At 72.0% G+C, this 17,567-nt stretch carries 13 protein-coding genes and 1 pseudogene; 6 read left to right on the top strand and 8 right to left on the bottom strand.

Going from position 1 to position 17,567, the window contains the following annotated elements; genetic code table 11:
* The first annotated feature begins 64 nt into the window (after positions 1-64).
* Together cydD and OG611_RS07465 are read left to right on the top strand one after the other, a co-directional pair.
* Positions 65-3,610: a thiol reductant ABC exporter subunit CydD gene (gene cydD, locus OG611_RS07470; RefSeq protein ID WP_266416731.1), complete on the top strand. Its 3,546-nt coding sequence runs from the start codon at positions 65-67 to the stop codon at positions 3,608-3,610.
* Between the two features lie 58 nt (positions 3,611-3,668).
* Positions 3,669-5,375: a GAF domain-containing sensor histidine kinase gene (locus OG611_RS07465; RefSeq protein ID WP_266416728.1), complete on the top strand. Its 1,707-nt coding sequence runs from the start codon at positions 3,669-3,671 to the stop codon at positions 5,373-5,375.
* 36 nt (positions 5,376-5,411) lie between these two features.
* On the opposite strand, the gene OG611_RS07460 is transcribed toward OG611_RS07465, so the two are convergent.
* The 5 genes from OG611_RS07460 to OG611_RS07440 form a co-directional block, all read right to left on the bottom strand.
* Positions 5,412-6,278, bottom strand: coding sequence for a Cof-type HAD-IIB family hydrolase (locus tag OG611_RS07460; RefSeq protein ID WP_266416726.1), 867 nt, complete (start codon positions 6,276-6,278; stop codon positions 5,412-5,414).
* A 120-nt stretch (positions 6,279-6,398) separates the two neighbouring features.
* On the bottom strand, positions 6,399-7,298 hold the full coding sequence (locus OG611_RS07455; RefSeq protein ID WP_266416724.1) for an LLM class flavin-dependent oxidoreductase: 900 nt from the start codon (positions 7,296-7,298) through the stop codon (positions 6,399-6,401).
* A gap of 241 nt (positions 7,299-7,539) precedes the next feature.
* A complete protein-coding gene (locus OG611_RS07450) occupies positions 7,540-8,775 on the bottom strand; it encodes an SWIM zinc finger family protein (RefSeq protein WP_266416722.1) in 1,236 nt (411 codons plus the stop codon).
* Positions 8,772-11,645, bottom strand: a complete 2,874-nt coding sequence (locus OG611_RS07445) for a DEAD/DEAH box helicase (RefSeq protein WP_266416720.1) — start codon at positions 11,643-11,645, stop codon at positions 8,772-8,774. Before OG611_RS07445 ends, OG611_RS07450 begins: the two co-directional genes overlap by 4 nt.
* A gap of 94 nt (positions 11,646-11,739) precedes the next feature.
* The gene (locus OG611_RS07440; protein WP_266416718.1) at positions 11,740-13,986 is read right to left on the bottom strand and encodes a plasmid pRiA4b ORF-3 family protein; all 2,247 of its coding nucleotides are present in this window, start codon (positions 13,984-13,986) and stop codon (positions 11,740-11,742) included.
* Between the two features lie 130 nt (positions 13,987-14,116).
* Here OG611_RS07440 and OG611_RS07435 point away from each other — a divergent pair, with 130 nt between their 5' ends.
* Together OG611_RS07435 and OG611_RS07430 are read left to right on the top strand one after the other, a co-directional pair.
* Entirely contained in the window at positions 14,117-14,371 is a 255-nt protein-coding gene (locus OG611_RS07435) for a hypothetical protein (RefSeq protein WP_266425616.1), read from the top strand.
* Positions 14,368-14,769, top strand: a pseudogene (locus tag OG611_RS07430) (DNA-binding protein). The gene OG611_RS07435 and the pseudogene OG611_RS07430 overlap by 4 nt, the downstream one beginning before the upstream one ends.
* A 51-nt stretch (positions 14,770-14,820) precedes the next feature.
* Here OG611_RS07430 and OG611_RS07425 read toward each other — a convergent pair.
* A complete protein-coding gene (locus OG611_RS07425) occupies positions 14,821-15,066 on the bottom strand; it encodes an LLM class flavin-dependent oxidoreductase (protein ID WP_266416716.1) in 246 nt (81 codons plus the stop codon).
* Between the two features lie 101 nt (positions 15,067-15,167).
* Here OG611_RS07425 and OG611_RS07420 point away from each other — a divergent pair, with 101 nt between their 5' ends.
* Both OG611_RS07420 and OG611_RS07415 read left to right on the top strand, forming a co-directional pair.
* Positions 15,168-15,479, top strand: coding sequence for a hypothetical protein (locus OG611_RS07420; RefSeq protein ID WP_266416714.1), 312 nt, complete (start codon positions 15,168-15,170; stop codon positions 15,477-15,479).
* 52 nt (positions 15,480-15,531) lie between these two features.
* Positions 15,532-16,737, top strand: a complete 1,206-nt coding sequence (locus OG611_RS07415; protein ID WP_266416712.1) for a hypothetical protein — start codon at positions 15,532-15,534, stop codon at positions 16,735-16,737.
* Here the strand turns inward: OG611_RS07415 and OG611_RS07410 are convergent, their stop codons facing one another.
* Complete coding sequence (locus OG611_RS07410; protein ID WP_266416709.1) at positions 16,738-16,893, bottom strand: hypothetical protein; 156 nt, start codon at positions 16,891-16,893, stop codon at positions 16,738-16,740. It abuts the gene before it with no gap.
* 69 nt (positions 16,894-16,962) lie between these two features.
* Positions 16,963-17,505, bottom strand: a complete 543-nt coding sequence (locus OG611_RS07405; RefSeq protein WP_266416707.1) for an RNA 2'-phosphotransferase — start codon at positions 17,503-17,505, stop codon at positions 16,963-16,965.
* Positions 17,506-17,567 lie beyond the last annotated feature (62 nt).

Below are 17,567 nucleotides of genomic sequence, written 5' to 3'. Positions count from 1 at the left end.
GCCGACCCCGATCCGCCGGACCGGCCCTCGTCCACCGACCGAGCTTGCCTAGGGGCTGTTTCACGTGAAACCGATCGACCCGCGTCTGCTCCGTTACGCTCGCGCCACCCGCCTCTTCCTGGCGGCCGTGGTGGCGCTCGGAGTTGTCGGGGCGGCGCTGGTCATCGCCCAGGCCATGCTCATCGCCGAAGTGGTGGTGGGCGGGTTCGAGGACGGACTGACGGTCTCCGCTCTGCGGACCCCGCTGATCCTGCTCGCCGCGGTCGCGCTCGGCCGGGGGCTGGTCTCCTGGCTGACCGAACTGGCCGCGTACCGGGCCAGCGCGGCGGTCAAGTCCGAACTCCGCGGCCGGCTGCTGGCGCGGGCCGCGGCGCTCGGCCCCGGCTGGCTGAACGGACAGCGCACCGGCTCCCTGGTGGCGCTCGCGACCCGTGGCGTCGACGCGCTCGACGACTACTTCGCGCGCTATCTGCCGCAGCTCGGCCTCGCGGTCGTCGTGCCGGTGGCGGTCCTTGCCAGGATCGTCACCGAGGACTGGGTCTCGGCAGCGATCATCGTGGTCACGCTGCCGCTCATCCCGCTCTTCATGATCCTCATCGGCTGGGCCACCCAGTCACGGATGGACCGCCAGTGGCGGCTGCTGTCCCGGCTCTCCGGCCACTTCCTCGACGTGGTCGCCGGACTGCCGACGCTGAAGGTCTTCGGCCGCGCCAAGGCGCAGGCCGAGTCCATCCGCACGATCACCTCGCAGTACCGCCGGGCCACGCTGCGGACCCTGCGGATCGCGTTCCTCTCGTCCTTCGCCCTGGAACTGCTGGCCACGCTGTCGGTGGCCCTCGTCGCCGTCACCATCGGCATGCGGCTGGTGCACGGCGGACTCGACCTCTACACCGGCCTGGTGGTGCTGATCCTGGCGCCCGAGGCCTATCTGCCGATCCGCCAGGTCGGAGCGCAGTACCACGCCGCCGCCGAGGGGCTCTCGGCCGCGGAGGAGATCTTCGCGGTACTGGAGACCGAGCTCCGGCAGGACGGCACGGCGGACGTGCCCGGTTCACTGCGGCTGGAGCTGGAGCGGGTGACCGTGCGGCACGAGGGCCGTGCCGAACCCTCGCTGAACGGGGCCTCATTGGTGGTGGACGAAGGGGAGACCGTGGCCCTGGTCGGCCCCAGCGGCGTCGGGAAGTCCACCCTGCTCGACGTGGTCCTCGGCTTCACGCACCCCGACGAGGGGCGGGTACGCGTCGGCGGCGTCGACCTGACGACGCTCGCGCCCGAGCGATGGCGGGAACGGATCGCCTGGGTGCCGCAGCGCCCGCACCTCTTCGCGGGCACCATCGCGGAGAACGTACGACTGGCCCGGCCGGACGCCGACGACAGCGCGGTGACGGCCGCGCTGCGGGACGCCGGGGCCTCCGACTTCGTGGCGGAACTGCCGGACGGGGTACGGACACTCATCGGCGAGGACGGCGCGGGCCTCTCCGCCGGACAGCGGCAGCGGCTCGCCCTCGCGCGCGCCTTCCTCGCCGACCGCCCGCTGCTGCTGCTCGACGAGCCGACCGCGAGCCTGGACGGCGAGACGGAGGCGGGGATCGTCGAGGCGGTACGGCGGCTGGCGGTGGGACGGACCGTGCTGCTGGTCGTGCACCGCCCGGCGCTGCTCTCGGTGGCCGACCGGGTGGTGACCCTCGAACCGGGCGCGACGGCGCGGCCGGCGATGACCGAGGCGTCCGCGGTCGTGTCGCGGCCGACGAGCGCTTCCTCCGACCGGATGGAGACGAGCGCTCCCGCCGACCGGATCGAAGAGGCAGCGGAGTCCGAGGTGCTGAGGGACACCGCGGCCCGCTCCGGCCGGGTCCTGGCACGGGTCAGGGAGGCCGCAGGGGCACAGCGCGGCCGGCTGGCACTCGCGCTGCTGCTGGGAAGCCTCGCCCTGGGCTCGGCCGTCGGGCTCATGGCCGTCTCCGGCTGGCTGATCTCGCGCGCCTCCGAACAGCCCCCGGTGCTCTATCTGATGGTCGCCGTGACCGCGACCCGCGCCTTCGGACTCGGGCGGGCCGTCTTCCGTTACGCCGAGCGTCTGGTGTCGCACGACGCGGTGCTCAAGATGCTCGCCGAACTGCGCGTCGCGGTCTACCGGGGCCTGGAGCGCGTCGCGCCCGCCGGACTGCGCCGGACCCGGCGCGGGGACCTGCTCTCCCGGCTCGTCGCCGATGTCGATGCCCTGCAGGACTACTGGCTGCGCTGGATGCTGCCCGCCGGGACCGCCGTGGTCGTCGGAACGGCGGCTGCCGGATTCATCGGCTCGCTGCTGCCGGCGGCAGGCGCCGTGCTGGCCGCCGGACTGCTGCTGGCCGGAGTGGGAGTGCCGCTGGTGAGCAGTGCCTGCTCCCGTCACACGGAACGTCGGCTCGCCCCCGCGCGCGCCGATCTGGCCACCCGGGTCACGGACCTGCTCGGCGGGACCGCCGAACTGACCGTCGCGGGTGCTCTGCCCGCCCGCGCGGAACGGACCCGGGACGCCGACGGCGTACTGACCCGCATCGCCGCCCGCGCGGCGACCGCCACCGCGCTCGGCGGCGGCCTCATCGCCCTGGTCGCCGGCCTCACCGTCGTCGCCACCGCGCTCGTCGCCCTTCCCGCCGTGCACGACGGCCGGCTCGCGGGTGTGGAACTCGCGGTGGTGGTGCTCACCCCGCTGGCCGCCTTCGAGGCCGTGACCGGTCTGCCGCTCGCCGTGCAGTACCGTCGGCGGGTCGAGCGGAGCGCGGAGCGGGTGTACGAGGTGCTGGACGCCCCACTGCCGGTACGCGAACCCGACAGCCCGGCCGAGGCGCCCGCATCGCCCTTCCCGCTGGAGGTACGGGGGCTGTCGGCGCGGTACCCGGGAGCAGGCCGGGACGCCCTCGACTCCGTCGATCTGACGTTGACGGCCGGCCGGCGTATCGCCGTCGTCGGACCCTCCGGCTCCGGGAAGACGACCCTCGCGCAGGTTCTGGTCCGCTTCCTGGACGAGCGAGTCGGTACGTACCGGATCGGCGGCGTCGAGGCCCGTGCGCTGGAGGGGGACACGGTCCGGCGGTTCGTCGGGCTGTGCGCCCAGGACGCCCATGTCTTCGACAGCTCCATCCGGGAGAATCTGCGGCTGGCCCGCCCCGGTGCGACGGAGGAGGAGCTGCGGTCCGCCCTCGGCCGGGCGCGGCTGCTCGACTGGGCCGACGCACTGCCCGACGGGCTCGACACCCTCGTCGGCGAACACGGCGCACGCCTCTCCGGCGGCCAGCGCCAGCGCCTCGCCCTGGCCAGGGCGATCCTCGCCGACTTTCCCGTCCTGGTCCTGGACGAGCCCGCCGAGCATCTCGACCTGGCGACCGCGGACGCCCTGACTGCGGACCTGCTGGCCGCCACCGAGGGGCGCACGACCGTGCTGATCACCCATCGCCTGCAGGGACTCGAAGCCGTCGACGAGGTGCTGGTGCTGGACGCCGGCCGGGTCGTGCAGCGTGGCTCGTACACCGATCTCGCTGCCGGGGAAGGCCCCATGCGCCGGATGCTGCAGCGCGAGCTGGAGACCGCACGGGTGCCGGAAGGGGCCGTGGGTGTGCAGGTGTGAGCTGGGCGGCACGACAGTCGACTTTCCTCCCTAATCGGGACTAACTACTCTCGGGGGTATGCCGGAGCAGGACCCGAAGGACTCACTCGAAGCGGCTACCCAGGCGACCCGCAGCCTGCAGGGCCTGTCCACCGAGATCACCGCCCGCATCCCCCAACTGCTGGAAGCCATGCGTTCCGTCGGCGCGGGCCTGGAACTGCACTCCACCCTCGACCGGATCTGCGAGACGGCCGCCGAACTCGCCCGATCCCACTACGCCGCCATCGGTGTCGTGGACGAGGAGGGCGAGGGGCTCTCCGATTTCGTCACGTACGGAGTGCCGGACGAGGTGGAGGAAGAGATCGGGCACCGCCCCGACGGGCACCGGGGACTGCTGGGCGCACTGATCCACGATCCGGTACCGGTGAGGCTCGCCGATCTGACGGCCGATCCGAGGTTCGCCGGCTTCCCGCCCGGCCACCCCCGGATGCGGACCTTTCTCGGCGTCCCGATCCGCGTACAGGGAGAGATCTTCGGAAATCTCTATCTGGCCGAGAAGGACGACGGCGGCGAGTTCAACGACTACGACCTGCACATGGTCCGGGTGCTCGCCACGGAGGCCGGAATCGCCATCGGCAACGCCCGGCTGTACGAGGCGGCACGCCAGCGCGAGCGGTGGATCGACGGATCGGTGGCCGTGACAACCGCCTTGCTCTCCGGCGGGGACGCCGACGACGCGCTCTCCGTCGTCGCCGAACAGGCCCGCCGGCTCGCCGACTCCGCCGCCGGGATCGTGCTGCTGCCCACCGAGGACGGCGGGCTGGAGATCGTCGCCGTCTCCGCGGACGACCCCTCCTCCTCGCTCGGAGTGATCATCGGGCCCGAGAGCTCGGTGGCGGCGAAGCTGCTGGGCGGCGAGGCGGTCTTCGTGGACGATTCGGCCACCGACCCCCGCATGGTCACCACGCTGGCCCATCGGTACGGCCCGAGCATGCTGCTGCCCCTGCACAGCGGCGGGCGGGTGCTCGGCGCGCTCGCCACCCCCCGTGCCCGGGGCGGCAGGCCCTTCACGGAGGCGGAGCGGACCCTCGCCACCCAGTTCGCCTCGCAGGCGGCGCTCGCGCTGATGATGGCCGAGGCACAGCGGGACCGCGAGCGGCTGGCGGTCTACGAGGACCGGGACCGGATCGCCCGCGATCTGCACGATCTGGTCATCCAGCGGCTGTTCGCCACCGGGATGATGCTGGAGAGCGCCCAGCGCCGGTCGGTCGTGCCCGAGGTGCAGACCGGGGTCGGCCGGGCGGTCGACGAACTGGACGTGACCATCCAGGAGATCCGCACCGCGATCTTCGCGCTGCAGCAGGAGCCCGCCGAGGCGCCTTCGGGGCTGCGCACCCGCGTCCTGCGCGAGATCAACATGGCGGCGGTCCCGCTGGGCTTCAAGCCCTCGCACCGCTTCCTCGGCCCGGTCGACTCGCTGGTCGGCGAGCTGACCGGCAAGAACCTCATCGCGGCGCTGCGGGAGGCGCTGTCCAACGCCTTCCGGCACGCCGAGGCGTCGTTGATCGACGTGGTCGTCGACACGACCGCCACGCTGCCCGACGGGAGGGACGCGGTGCGGTTGTCGGTCGCCGACGACGGAGTGGGCATCTCCGAGGGCGGCCGTCGCAGCGGGCTGCGGAATCTGGCGCGCCGGGCGGAGTCGCTCGGCGGCGCGAGCTGGTTCGGGCCCGGGATCGGGGAGGACGGGGGCGGTACGACGGTGGTGTGGGAGGCGCCTCTGTGAAGGCGGCCGGGCCCTTCCTCTTCCGGAGGAGGGGGCTCAGCGCCCGATGCCGGAGGCCCGGCGCTCGGCGATGATCCGCTCGATGACGACCGCGACACCGTCCTCGCCGTTGGTGGCGGTCCGGCCGGAGGCGGCGGCGAGCGCGGCCGGGTGGGCGTTGCCCATCGCGTACGACGTGCCCGCCCAGCTCAGCATCTCCACGTCGTTGGGCATGTCCCCGAAGGCGACGACCTCGGCGGGCGAGATACCGCGCTCGGCGCAGCAGAGCTCCAGCGTGCTGGCCTTGGAGACCCCGGGACCGCTGATCTCCAGCAGGGCCGTGGGGCTGGACCGGGTGAAGGAGGCCCGCTCACCGGCCGTCGTACGGGCCAGGGCGAGGAAGTCGTCCGGGGCGAGTTCGGCGTGGTGGGCGAGGAGCTTCAGTACGGGGACGCCGGTGCCGGGCGCCTCCTCGTGCAGCAGCTTCTCGGCGACGGCGATCGAGGCGCACGGGTCCAGGTGGAACGGCGGGTAGTCCGGTTCGTAGTGGATGCCGGTGGCCAGCTCGACGGCGAAGGTGGTGCCGGGGGCGGCGGCGCGCAGCGAATGGACCACGTCGAGGGCGATGGCACGCTCCAGCGGCCGGACCTCGACCAGCTCGCCGCCGGCGTGCAGATCGGCGACCGCCGCGCCGTTGGCGCAGATCGCCAGGCCGTGGCCGTGCACATGGTCGCTGACGACATCCATCCAGCGGGCCGGGCGCCCGGTGACGAAGAAGACCTCGATACCGGCCTCCTCGGCAGCGGCGAGCGCGGCGACCGTACGGTCGGAGACCGTCTTGTCGTCGCGGAGCAGGGTGCCGTCCAGGTCGGTGGCGATCAGCCGGATAACGGCAGGCGAAGGCGAGTCGGTAGCTGAGGTCACCGGGCCATTCTCGCGCACGAGGGTGCACGGGCGTGCGGAGGGGCGCACATCTGAGGATGCGCGCCCCTGACCAGGCGAACATGCCTGGTACATATGCCAACGGTCGCGACGGCGGGCGGGTCAGTGGCCGAGCTGGGCCAGACCCTCGGTGGCGATGCGTTCGAAGACCTTCTCGTCCGCCGCGAAGTCGGAGTCGGGTATCGGCAGGTGAACGACGATCTCCGTGAAGCCCAGCGCGAAGTGGGTGCCCGCGAAGTCGACAAAGGCGTCGAGGGACTGCAGCGGGCGGTCCGGAGTGAAGCCGGTGAGGAGGATCTTGTCCAGCTCGGCGACATCCCGGCCGATGGACTCGCAGGCCGTGCCCAGCTTGGTGAGCTGTCCCCGGATGGCCTCCACGGACTGCTCCGGGGTACCCGACTCGTACAGCTTCGGGTCGCCCGTGGTGACCCATGCCTGGCCGTACCGGGCGGCGAGCTTCATTCCGCGCGGGCCGGTGGCGGCCACCGCGAACGGCAGCCGGGGCCGCTGCACACAACCGGGGATGTTCCGGGCCTCGTTCGCCGAGTAGAACCTGCCCTCGTGCGTCACCGAGGGCTCACGCAGCAGCTGGTCGAGCAGCGGTACGAACTCGTCGAAGTGGTCGGCCCGCTCGCGCGGCGTCCACGGCTCCTCGTCGCTCCGGCGCAGTGTCGTGGCGTCGAAGCCGTTGCCACCGGCGCCGATGCCGAGGGTGAGGCGCCCGTCGGAGACGTCGTCGAGCGTGATGAGGTCCTTGGCGAGCGTGACGGGGTGCCGGAAGTTGGGGGAGGTGACGAGGGTGCCCAGGCGCAGTCGGCGGGTGGCGGCGGCCGCGGCGGTGAGGGTCGGTACCGCGCCGAACCAGGGGCCGTCGCGGAAGGTCCGCCAGGCCAGATGGTCGTAGGTGTAGGCGGCGTGGAAGTCGAGTTCCTCGGCTCGCTGCCACGCTTTCTTCCCCTTGGCCCACGGGTAGATCGGAAGGATCACGGTGCTCAGACGCATGAGCAGAGCCTACGCGGCGGCCGAAGGTCGCCATCCTCACATCCGACGTCGACGATTTGTCCCGGTTGTGCGGCAGCAAGGTCCGGCTCATCGGCCTCTGACCGCAGCACTGTCCCGAAGTCGGTCACCGGAGTCCGCAAGAGCAGGGTGCCGGTCGGGTACGCAGGTCAGCGCATGATGCATGAACGAGGCGCGACTGACGTGGACTTGTGCCCCAGCGCCCACGGGCCTGTCGTTCGTGTCACGCCTCGGTCTGCTGCCAGACCGCGGTGAGTGCTGTGATCGGGTCGGTATCGGCCGGTGCCGCGGGCCACCATTCGCCGTCGTCACCCCGGAGGTAGGGATACCAGCAGGTGTCGGGGCCCAGGCGCAGCTGGATGCCGTGGTCGGTGAGGGTGAGGCGGTTGCGCCAGGTCCGGAGAGGGCCGGGTGTGGTGGTCATCTCGGTGAGGGCTGTGGTCAGAGTGGCGCGGGCGGCCGACATCGTCGCCGGGGCTGGGGTGTGGGGTTGTTCGGCGACGGTGAGGCCCGTCGTGCCGCCGTGGCGCCAGGCGCGGGTGAGGCGGGCGAATTCGGTCGGTCTGGTGCCGGTGTTCTCGATCAGGTGGTGGAACCACTCGGGGCCGGGCCTGCACGCGGCGATCCGTACCGTGTCCTGGTGCTGGGTCAGGTGCAGGTCGGCGGTGTCACCCGCGAGGAGTCGTACGGCGCGTGCGGCGGTGTCGGCTACGAGGTGCTCCAGGTCCGTGGAGGTGAGGCCGCTGTCGGGTGGTGGGGCTACGGGCAGGGTAGTGGTGTGGGCGGCCGGTGCGGGGAGTTCTGGCAGCCCGGGGGCGTGTTCGGCCCAGTCGGTGTACGCGGCGGAGGCCGGGACGCCGGTCGGGGCCGGCGGGCTCGCTGCCTGCCGGGGCACCGTACGGCGTGTGCGCAGCTGGGCGAGGACCTCCTCGCGGCCTCGGCCGCGCAGCGCGAAGAGCACGAACGGGTCGGCGTCGATGGCGGCGGCGATGGCGTAGCAGAGCGCGGCGGCGTGTTTGCAGGGGTATCCCCAGTCGGGGCAGGAGCAGTCCGGGTCGAGTTCGGTGGGCTGAGGGAGAAGGGGGACGCCCGCCTGCCGGGCGTCGTCGACGAGTTCGGCGGGCATCTCGCCGTCGAGGAGCGCCGCCAGATGCCCGGCACGGGCCGCGACGGTGTCGAGGAGGGTGTCCCACTGGGCGTCGGTGAGGACGGGCAGACGGACCGAGGAGCGGTACGGGCTCGGCCGGCTGCCCTGGACGGCGGCCTTGACCCGGCCCGGGGCGACATCGGCTGGGCCGACCTTGCCCTGACGGGCGTAGGTACGTCCGCGGGACAGACGTCCGGCGTCCAGGGTGGAGTCCTCCAGGGCCGTCACCCACGCCTGGCCCCACCAGGTCGTGGCGAAGGCGCGCTTGCCGCGGGCGGGTGCGCGGCGCTGGCCGGGGAATGAATGGGTCATGACTGCCTTCCCAGGGCGACGAGTTCGGCGAGGTCGGCGTCGGACAGTTCGGTCAGGGCGGCCTCGCCGGAGCCGACGACGGCGTCGGCGAGCGCGCGCTTGGACTCCAGCAGCTGCGCCACCTTGTCCTCCACGGTGCCCTCCGCGATGAGCTTGTGCACCTGGACGGGCCTGTCCTGCCCGATGCGGTAGGCGCGGTCGGTGGCCTGGTCCTCGACCGCAGGGTTCCACCAGCGGTCGTAGTGCACGACGTGGGTGGCGCGGGTGAGGTTGAGCCCCGTGCCCGCCGCCTTCAGCGACAGCAGGAACACTGGTACCTCACCGCGCTGGAAGCGCTCCACCATCTCCTCGCGCCGCGCGACGGGGGTGCCGCCGTGCAGGAAGAGGGTGGGGGTGCCGCGTTCGGTGAGATGTTTCTCCAGGAGGGTCGCCATCTGCTTGTACTGGGTGAAGACCAGCACCGACTCGCCCTCGGCGGTGATGGTGCCGAGCAGCTCGTCGAGCAGGTCGAGCTTGCCGGAACGGCCGCCGAGCGGCGTGGACTGGCGCAGGTACTGGGCGGGGTGGTTGCAGATCTGTTTCAGCCCGGTCAGCAGCTTGAGCACCAGACCGCGGCGGGCGATGCCCTCGGATTCCGCGATCTTCGCCATGGTCTCGCGGACCACCGCCTCGTAGAGGCCCGCCTGTTCGGCCGTCAGCGCCACGACCCGCTCGGTCTCGGTCTTGGCCGGCAGCTCGGGCGCGATTCCCGGGTCGGACTTCCTGCGGCGCAGCAGGAAAGGGCGCACGAGACGGGACAGGCGTTCGGCGGCCTCGGGGTCCTCGCCCGACTCGATGGCGCGGGCGTGCCGGTCTCGGAAGGCCGCGAGGGGGCCGAGGAGCCCCGGAGTGGTCCAGTCGAGGAGCGCCCACAGCTCGGAGAGGTTGTTCTCCACGGGCGTGCCGGTGAGGGCGACGCGGGCGCGGGCGGGCAGGGCGCGCAGCTCGCGGGCGGTGACGGCGTAGGGGTTCTTGACGTGCTGCGCCTCGTCCGCGGCGATCAGCGACCAGTCGGTCCCGGCGAGGGCTTCGCGGTCGCGGCGCAGCACCCCGTAGGTGACCAGGACGATCTCATCGCCGGCCAGGTCGTCGAGGTGGCGCTCGCCGCCGTGGTAGCGGCGCACGGGAGTGGACGGCGCGAACCGGGCCGCCTCGCGCTCCCAGTTGCCGAGCAGGGAGGCCGGGCAGACGACGAGGGTGGGGCCGGCGGTCGCGGGGTCGGTCTGGCGGTGCAGATGCAGGGCGAGAAGGGTGATGGTCTTGCCCAGGCCCATGTCGTCGGCGAGGCAGCCGCCGAGGCCGAGCTCGCACATCTCGGCCAGCCAGGCGAGGCCCCGCCTCTGGTAGTCGCGCAACATGGCTTTGAGCGCGGCGGGCTGCGGGGCGGGAGTACGTGACTCGGGATCGCGGATACGGGCGACGAGGTCGCCGAGCGCGCCGACCGCCGCACAGGGGATCTGCTCGCCGTCCCTTTCCACCTCGCCGGTCAGCGTGGCGCTCAGCGCCTCCATGGGCGTGAGCGGTTCCATCCGGCGGCGCCTGACGCGGGCCACCAGCTTCGGGTCAGCGACCACCCACTGGTCACGCAGCCGGACCAGAGGGCGGCGCGTCTCGGCGAGGGCGTCCATCTCGGCCTCGGTGAGCGGCTCGCCGCCGAGCGAGACCTGCCAGCGGAAGTCGAGGAGTGCGTCGGCGCCGAGGAGTCCGCCCGCACTGGAGCCGGGGGCGGTGCGCTGCCCGATCTCCGCGGTCGCGGTGAGTGCCTTGACCAGCTCGCGCGGCCAGTGCACGTCGATGCCGGCCGAACGCAGTGTGTCGGTGGCGTCGCCCAGCAGGTCGAAGGCATCGTCGTCGGACAGGCGGAGTTCGTCGGGAGCGGCGTCCCTCAGCAGCCGCTGAAGCGGAGGCCAGGCGCGGGCTCCGCGGCGCAGCGCCAGCAGCGTCTCGGTCTCGGCGCGCGGGCCGAGCAGCCGTTCCACCTCGTCCGGCTCGCTCCACAGCCGGGCGGCCTCGACGACGAGCCCCGGATCCGCCGCGGTGTGCAACTGCGGCACGGCCCGGAACACTCGGCGCCGTCCCTCCGGGGGGTCGACGCGCAAGGAGACGCCGACATCGGCGGTGAACGCGGCGGCGGTCTCCTCGGCCCACTCGCGCAGGGCGGGTACGGCACGCGTCTCGCGCCAGGCGTACGGCAGCGCCCCCATGGCGAGCGGCGCGGCCGGGGTGCGGACCAGGTCGTCGGCGACCGCGTCGCAGAACTGGCGTACCAGCGCGGCGGGTTCGGCGATCCGCACCGGAGGGGGGCCGGGCTCGGGCAGACAGTGGGCGTGGGGCGGGAACGCGGCGGCGAGGGCGTCCAGGGTCTGACGCTGGGCGGCGGTGTAAGGCCCCGCCTGCCAGGTGTCGTAGCCGGCGGGGGTGAGGGCGGGGTGGAGGCGGCCGTCGGCGAGCAGCCGGAGCGCGAGGCGGGCGGCGGCCTGCCAGGCGGCGGCGGACGGATTCGGTGGCTGCGCCCCTGTCAGGGCGGCGACGGCGAGGGCGGCGGGCAGCGCGTGGCCCGTCACCTTGCGCCGCCTGACCGAACGGCCGTGCGGCAGCACCAGTTCCGCCGTGTCGGTCTCGACGCCGGTGGGTGCCGTGTCCTCGGCGGCGGCCGCCCCGGCGGGCTGCCACAGCAGCAGTCGGCCGAGGCGGGCGGGCTCCCCGGGCAGGAACACCGCCGCCCAGCCGTTGTCGAGCAGGCCCCGCGCCCAGGAGGCCGACTCGGGTGCCGCCAGCGGCAGCACACTCCTGCGGCCCGTGCCCGGCTCCCGTGCGACGACTCGTGCCACCTTCCTCAACTCCATCCTTCTGTGAGCGAGCCGCACCGTGCCTCGCTCATCACCACGTACCCGGCGTTCTCCGGTGAGTTCCGCCGCCCAGCCGTCACCGGCGGGAGCGCGCCTTGTTCGCCGCGGTGCGGATGCGTTTGGCCAGCCGCTTGTCGACGTCGCGCAGGCTCTCGCCCAGCTCGGCAAGCACCTGGGTGGTGGCCGGGTGCTCCACTCGCCAAAGGTCGTCCACCCGCTGTTCGAGCACCTCTGGTGCCACGTTCGGGTTCTCCTGGAAGCCCAGGAGCAGCTCCTCGTCCTCCTGGGCACCGACGAAGAGCGAGAGACCGTCGATGAACAGCCACAACCGGGCCTGCTCCGCGCGCGCCGCATCCGCGTACGCGTCCGCCTCAGGGCGTGCGCCCAGGGCCGCAGCGGCCACCTGGCGGCATCCCTCGACGTCGGAGTCCGCCGCCTTGCGCAGCACGCGCAGTGCTCGCGAGTCGTCGAGTACGGCCAGCACCGGCTGGACCACGGCGCGTCTGGCCGCGATGTCGGGGCCGTCGCCCGCACAGGCGTCGAGCAGTCCCACCGCGGCGTCGGCCCCGGAACGGTGCTTCAGCCACCCTTCGACCTCTTGGCGCGTCTCCTCGGGGGAGTAGCCCAGAAGGCCCTGGAGGAGGGTGTCTGCGTCGGCTTCGGCGTACTCGCCGAGCAGCGGTGCGAGCGCACCGCATTCCATCAGGTAGGCGCGCAGCCCGTGGCGGCCGAGCGGGGTGAGCCGCATGCGGTCCCCGTTCTCGTGGTCCCACGGCCGGCCCGACGCGTCCGACCAGGCATCCGAACCGGCGAGCCCGCGCCCGCTGACGGCGTTCAGGGGCGTGGCCAGGAGATCCTCGGCCGCGACGACATCATGGTCACCGGGCACGAACTCCACCGCGCCCAGGTGGGCGAGCTCTTCCGCCAGGTCCCGGAAGGCCGTCGCGAACAAGGCCAGGAGGAAAACGAGCTCGGGCCCTTCAGCACCCGCCTCTCGGGCTTTCGCCCGCAGGTCGTCGATCTCCACCCAGGCGCCGTCCAGGGCGTCGTACAGCTGCCCGATCAGCGCGTCGGCGATCTCGGCCGACAGCTCGCCCAGCTCGCCGAGCGGTTCGTCCAGTACCCCCGTCTCGTCGATCTCCTCCAGCAGGTCGCCCAGGGTGACGGACCAGAGCTCCAGAAGATTCTCGCCGGCGAAGTCGGCTGTCTCGCTACCCCAGGCGCGGCCCCCGCTGATCGTGATCAGCCCGCGGTTCACGGCGAAACTCCACGGCTCGTCGAGAACGTCCACGTCCTTGGCGCTGCGCAGCGCCTTCAACGCACGGGCCCGGGCGGCGGCCTCGGCGTACGGCGAGGCCTCGTCGGCGAACTCCCATAGCCGGAGATCCTCGACGGCCTCACGGGCGAGCGCGGGACGCAGCACCCGGCTCGCGGTGACCTGCCGTCCCTCGCGACACCAGGTGGTGAGCCGCAGCGCCGAATCGAAGAGCGGGACATCCCGCACAGCCGCCGCGAGATCCTCCCGCGGAGCCAGGGTGACCGGGCGCAGCACGGGCATACTCGCGACCGGTCCGTCGACTCCGGGGTCGACCGGGCCGCCCGACCCTCGGCAGCGCCCGCAGGCGCACGATGCCGTGTCCTCGGCAGCCGGCTGTCCCCCACCGCCGCGCCCGGCCCGGGTACCGGCCGACGGCTTCGCCGTACCGGGCACCGTGTCCGGCGTCAAACGGGCCAGCCGCTCAGCGATCCCCTCCCGGGGGAAGGCTGCCGGGTCGTAGCCGGCCGACCGCAGCTCGGCGACCAGCTCGTCGTACGGGCCGTCTCCCGCCCTGTCGGGTACTTCGAGGCGTGCCAGTACCTCGCCCAGGCCCCACACCCCGCCGATGTCCTCAGCCGGTACGTCGGCACGACGGCCGCCGACGCAGCGCACCGCTCGCTCCGCGCCGACCGGTTGCGGCAGTGTCTTCTCCAGCGTGATCCGGTGCTCCCAGTCATCGCCGAAGTCGTAGACATAGCGCAGCCGCGCCCCGTCCTCGGGCAGAACATCACCGAGCGCGGTGGCGTGCTGGTCTCTGCTGCCGGGGCCGAAGCCGAGATCGATGTCGGTGAGCCGGGCCGCGTCGCCGTACACCCGGCCGGACTCGTCGGTGAAGAGGTGTAGATGGCCACCCTGCCAGCCGAAGGCGGCCTGGACGGCGTCGTGCAGGGTGCGAAGAGAGGTGTCGGACGGCAGTACGAGGCGCCGCCACAGAGGCGGCTGGGTGCCGTACAGCGCGATCTTCAGCTGGAGATCGGACGGGGCCGCCCCCGTGTCTCGTCGCATCCTTTGTCTCCCACCTGTCCGAGGCCGCTCGAATGGCCCCAGCATGACGGTCGCGTGTGACCCAGCCCAAACCGGATCACTTCGGCGGAGGCCACTTCGGTCGTGGGGGCCCCGGTATCGCTCGCAGCGGATACCCTGCGTCCGCGCACCGACCTCGCGGCCCCGCCATTCGCGGACGCAGGTCGCCGAACTGAGGAAGCTCACGGACAACGATTCCGGTTATGTCGCCGAGGCGGTGGCGCGGCAGTTGCGGCACCAGCTTCTGGGGGCGGACCTCCTGCGCCACCAGGAGGAACACGGGGCCTTCACCGAGGAGGAGCTGGCGGAGGCCCGTTCCAGGATCTCCGGGACGGCGAGCGCCGACGGGTCGGCGAGCGCGGCGTGAACGATCATGCCGAGACCGTGGTCCCGGACTCCCAAGGACTCTCCGCCTGGATCGCGCAGGACCGCAAGATCCTTGCCGTGTTCCAGGTGCTCCACGCCATGGTGCCGATTTCGTCATCGACGCCAACACCATTGTGGAAGTCAGCCATGCACGCGTGAACATGCCTCGGCCGCGGTGGGCGCTGCCCCGGGTCAAAGTAGAGCCGGTGACCGAGGGCGCGGCGAAAGCGTCCGCGGAACTGCTCAAGGCTGCGGGCCTGCACGGCCACAAGTACGCGATCGACGCGACAGTCGCCGAGGTGGCACTGCGCCAGCCGGGGGCCGGTGGTCGTATTGACGTCCGACATCGACGACATGACGCGGCTGTGTGGGGGCCGCGTCCGGCTCATCGGCATCTGAGCGGACGGGCGCAGGTGCCCGTGCGCCGGCCCCGGAGGGAATCCGTCCTGGTCACACCGTGATGGGTGAAAAAGGCTTGACTGAGGTGACGAGGGTGCCCAGGCGCAGTCGGCGGGTGGCGGCGGCCGCGGCGGTGAGGGTCGGTACCGCGCCGAACCAGGGGCCGTCGCGGAAGGTCCGCCAGGCCAGGTGGTCATAGGTGTAGGCGGCGTGGAAGCCGAGGTCCTCGGCCCGCTGCCAGATCTTCTGTCCTTCGGCCCACCGGTGGATGGGGAGGATTACCGTGCTCAGACGCATGACCCCGACGATACGCGCGCTTCCCGCTGCCACGGATATGCCGACGGAGCAGATTCGGGAAGCCACGCCGATGTCGCGACGCGGGCCGCTACTGTGGCGTCATGGGCACGCTGGGCAGGACCGAACTCGAGGCCATGATCGAAGAGGCGACTGTCGACGCCTACGACGAGGGCGAGCAGCTGACCGGTCTGTTCACCATGCTTGAGGAGCGCCTCGGTCTGCCCTTCTCCACCGCGGTTCTCGGCGTCGGGGTAGCTGTGCACGGCGTCGACCTCACGCCTGACGGCAGGATCGTCGCCCTGTGCTCCCGGGGCCGCGTCCGGCAGTCGATCGGCATCCTGGAGCTGCCGTTGCCCAGCCCGGCGCCCGAGGGGGCGGAATGGATCGAGGCGTACCGTCACTGGGCCGGTTGAGGCCGGGCACCTCTCACTTCACGCGGAACCGGCTCGTACGAAAGGGCTCAATGTGGCTGAGGCCGCACAAGGCGCGCATCAGGGTGCCGGTGAACCGTCGCTGGCCGATCTCATCGAGCACAGCGCCGAGTTGAAAGAGAAACTGGTCGCCTTCGCTCAGAGCGCCCGCTTCGACCGGTGGCTGACGCCCCTCCTGCTGGATGCCGCCGGGCCTGCAAGGCAGCTGGACGAGGGTGAGGCCATCCGGATCACCGACCACTTCATCCTGCGGTATCGGCTGCCGGACGGTTCGACCGTGGTGGACCGGTTCGTCGCAGGACGGAAGGACTTGACCGCGGCCGACCGGGAGATGCTGCTCGGCTGGCGTGACCCGGTCGAGGGCATCTTCGAGATCCGGCGCAAGGACGGGGATGCCGTCGTCCTGCTGAACCTTGTCGACGACCTGGAGTACCGCACGTACTCGAATGTCGGGCCGGCGGCGTTCCGCGGAGTGTCCAAGGGAGGATTCCTCCACACCTGCCTGGTACCCGTCCACTCGGGCGACGGGGCGTGGCTGGTGTCCGGGGCGATGTCGTACTACCCCAGGTCCAGTGCCACCGACATCGCACAGGCGGCGCTCGAACTGGCCACCGTCCAACCCGAGCTGGTCTTCCGCAACCCCGAAAAGATCGAGCAGGGGTGGCAGCGGATGCGGGAGGACCGGGCCGCGTTCGTAGAGTTCTGCGGCAGCGACGAGCTGGTCCTTTCGCCTGCCGAGGCCGAGGACCTCCTCAACGCCTACTATCGCCACCGTCAGGAGGCCGCCGTCGCCGCACAACCCGGCCGTGCCCCGCGCAGGCGGCTCCCCTGCCTGGACCTGCCCTTGTTCGAACTTCCGCCGGAACTGGCGGACTCGGACACCATCGGTGTCATCTACGACCAGATCGACGGGCTCAACTTCTACGCCGACTACGGGATGCTGCGGGACCTCTTCGCGGACACCGCCGTCACGGGACGCAGGCGACACCAGGATCTGCTGCGCACGTACCTGCGTGAGGAGTCGATCGCGCCATTGCCGATCCGCCGTCTGGCCGCCGCTCACCCGGAGACCGCTGACGAGGTGTTCCGGAAGCTCCTGCGGAAGCCCGGTTTCACCTGGAGCGAGCATGGTGAGAGGCTGCTGCGCCGACGCAAGCCCTGGTACTACGAGAACGAGCCCCGTCCGGGCGTTTCCGTCATCGGCGACCGCCTCAGCAGGCTCGCCGCCGGCAGCCGGTAGTCACCGTCCCATATCGAGGAGGCCGTACAGCGGCAGCTCCAGTGCGAGGCCATCGACGAGTACATCGCCACCGCTGAAGCGGAGCACGGCCCTGTCGACCCTGCTGAGGTGGCGGACAAGGCCGAGCGCATCCGCGTCCACCACGCTGCCCACCACGGTGAGTCCGCTCCGGCGGACACCGCATGAGCGGGACTCTCGTTCTCGACAGCGAGTCCCTCTCGCTGATCAGTTGCGGAACCGCAGGAACGCGGGCGGCACGGCAGCGGTGAGCCAGACGCCGTTGGCGCTGACATAGAAGGTGTGGCCCGCGTGGTGCATCGCGCCCGCGTCCACGGACAGGACGACGGGCCGGCCGCGCCGGGCACCGACCCTGGTCGCCGTCTCGCGGTCGGGCGAGAGATGGACGTGCGTGCGGTCCATGGGCCGCAACCCCTCGCTCCGGATCGAGTCCAGCGCGTGGCCCACCGTGCCGTGGTAGAGGTACGCCGGCGGTTCGGCCGGCGGCAGGTCGAGATCCACCGGGACGGTATGGCCCTGGCTCGCGCGGATCCGGTCGTTCTCGACGGCGAAGCGCTGCTTGTCGTTGACGGCGACGACATGGTCGAGCTCGGCCCGGGTGAGGGGGAAGTTGTTGCGGGCCACGGCCCGCAGCAGCGTGTCGATCGGCACCCAGCCATTGGCGTCGAGCGTGATGCCGATCCGCTCCGGTTGATGCCGCAGGTGTTTCGAAAGGTACTTGGACACCTTGACGGTGCGTCTTTCATCCATACCGGCAGGGTGCCAGTGAGGGCCTTCCCGGTGCATGCGGGTTTCGCTCACGACGTGCCGAA

Origin of the sequence: Streptomyces sp. NBC_01363 (assembly GCF_026340595.1) — a bacterium.
Taxonomy (GTDB): domain Bacteria; phylum Actinomycetota; class Actinomycetes; order Streptomycetales; family Streptomycetaceae; genus Streptomyces.
This window is presented reverse-complemented; position numbering and strand designations above follow the sequence as displayed.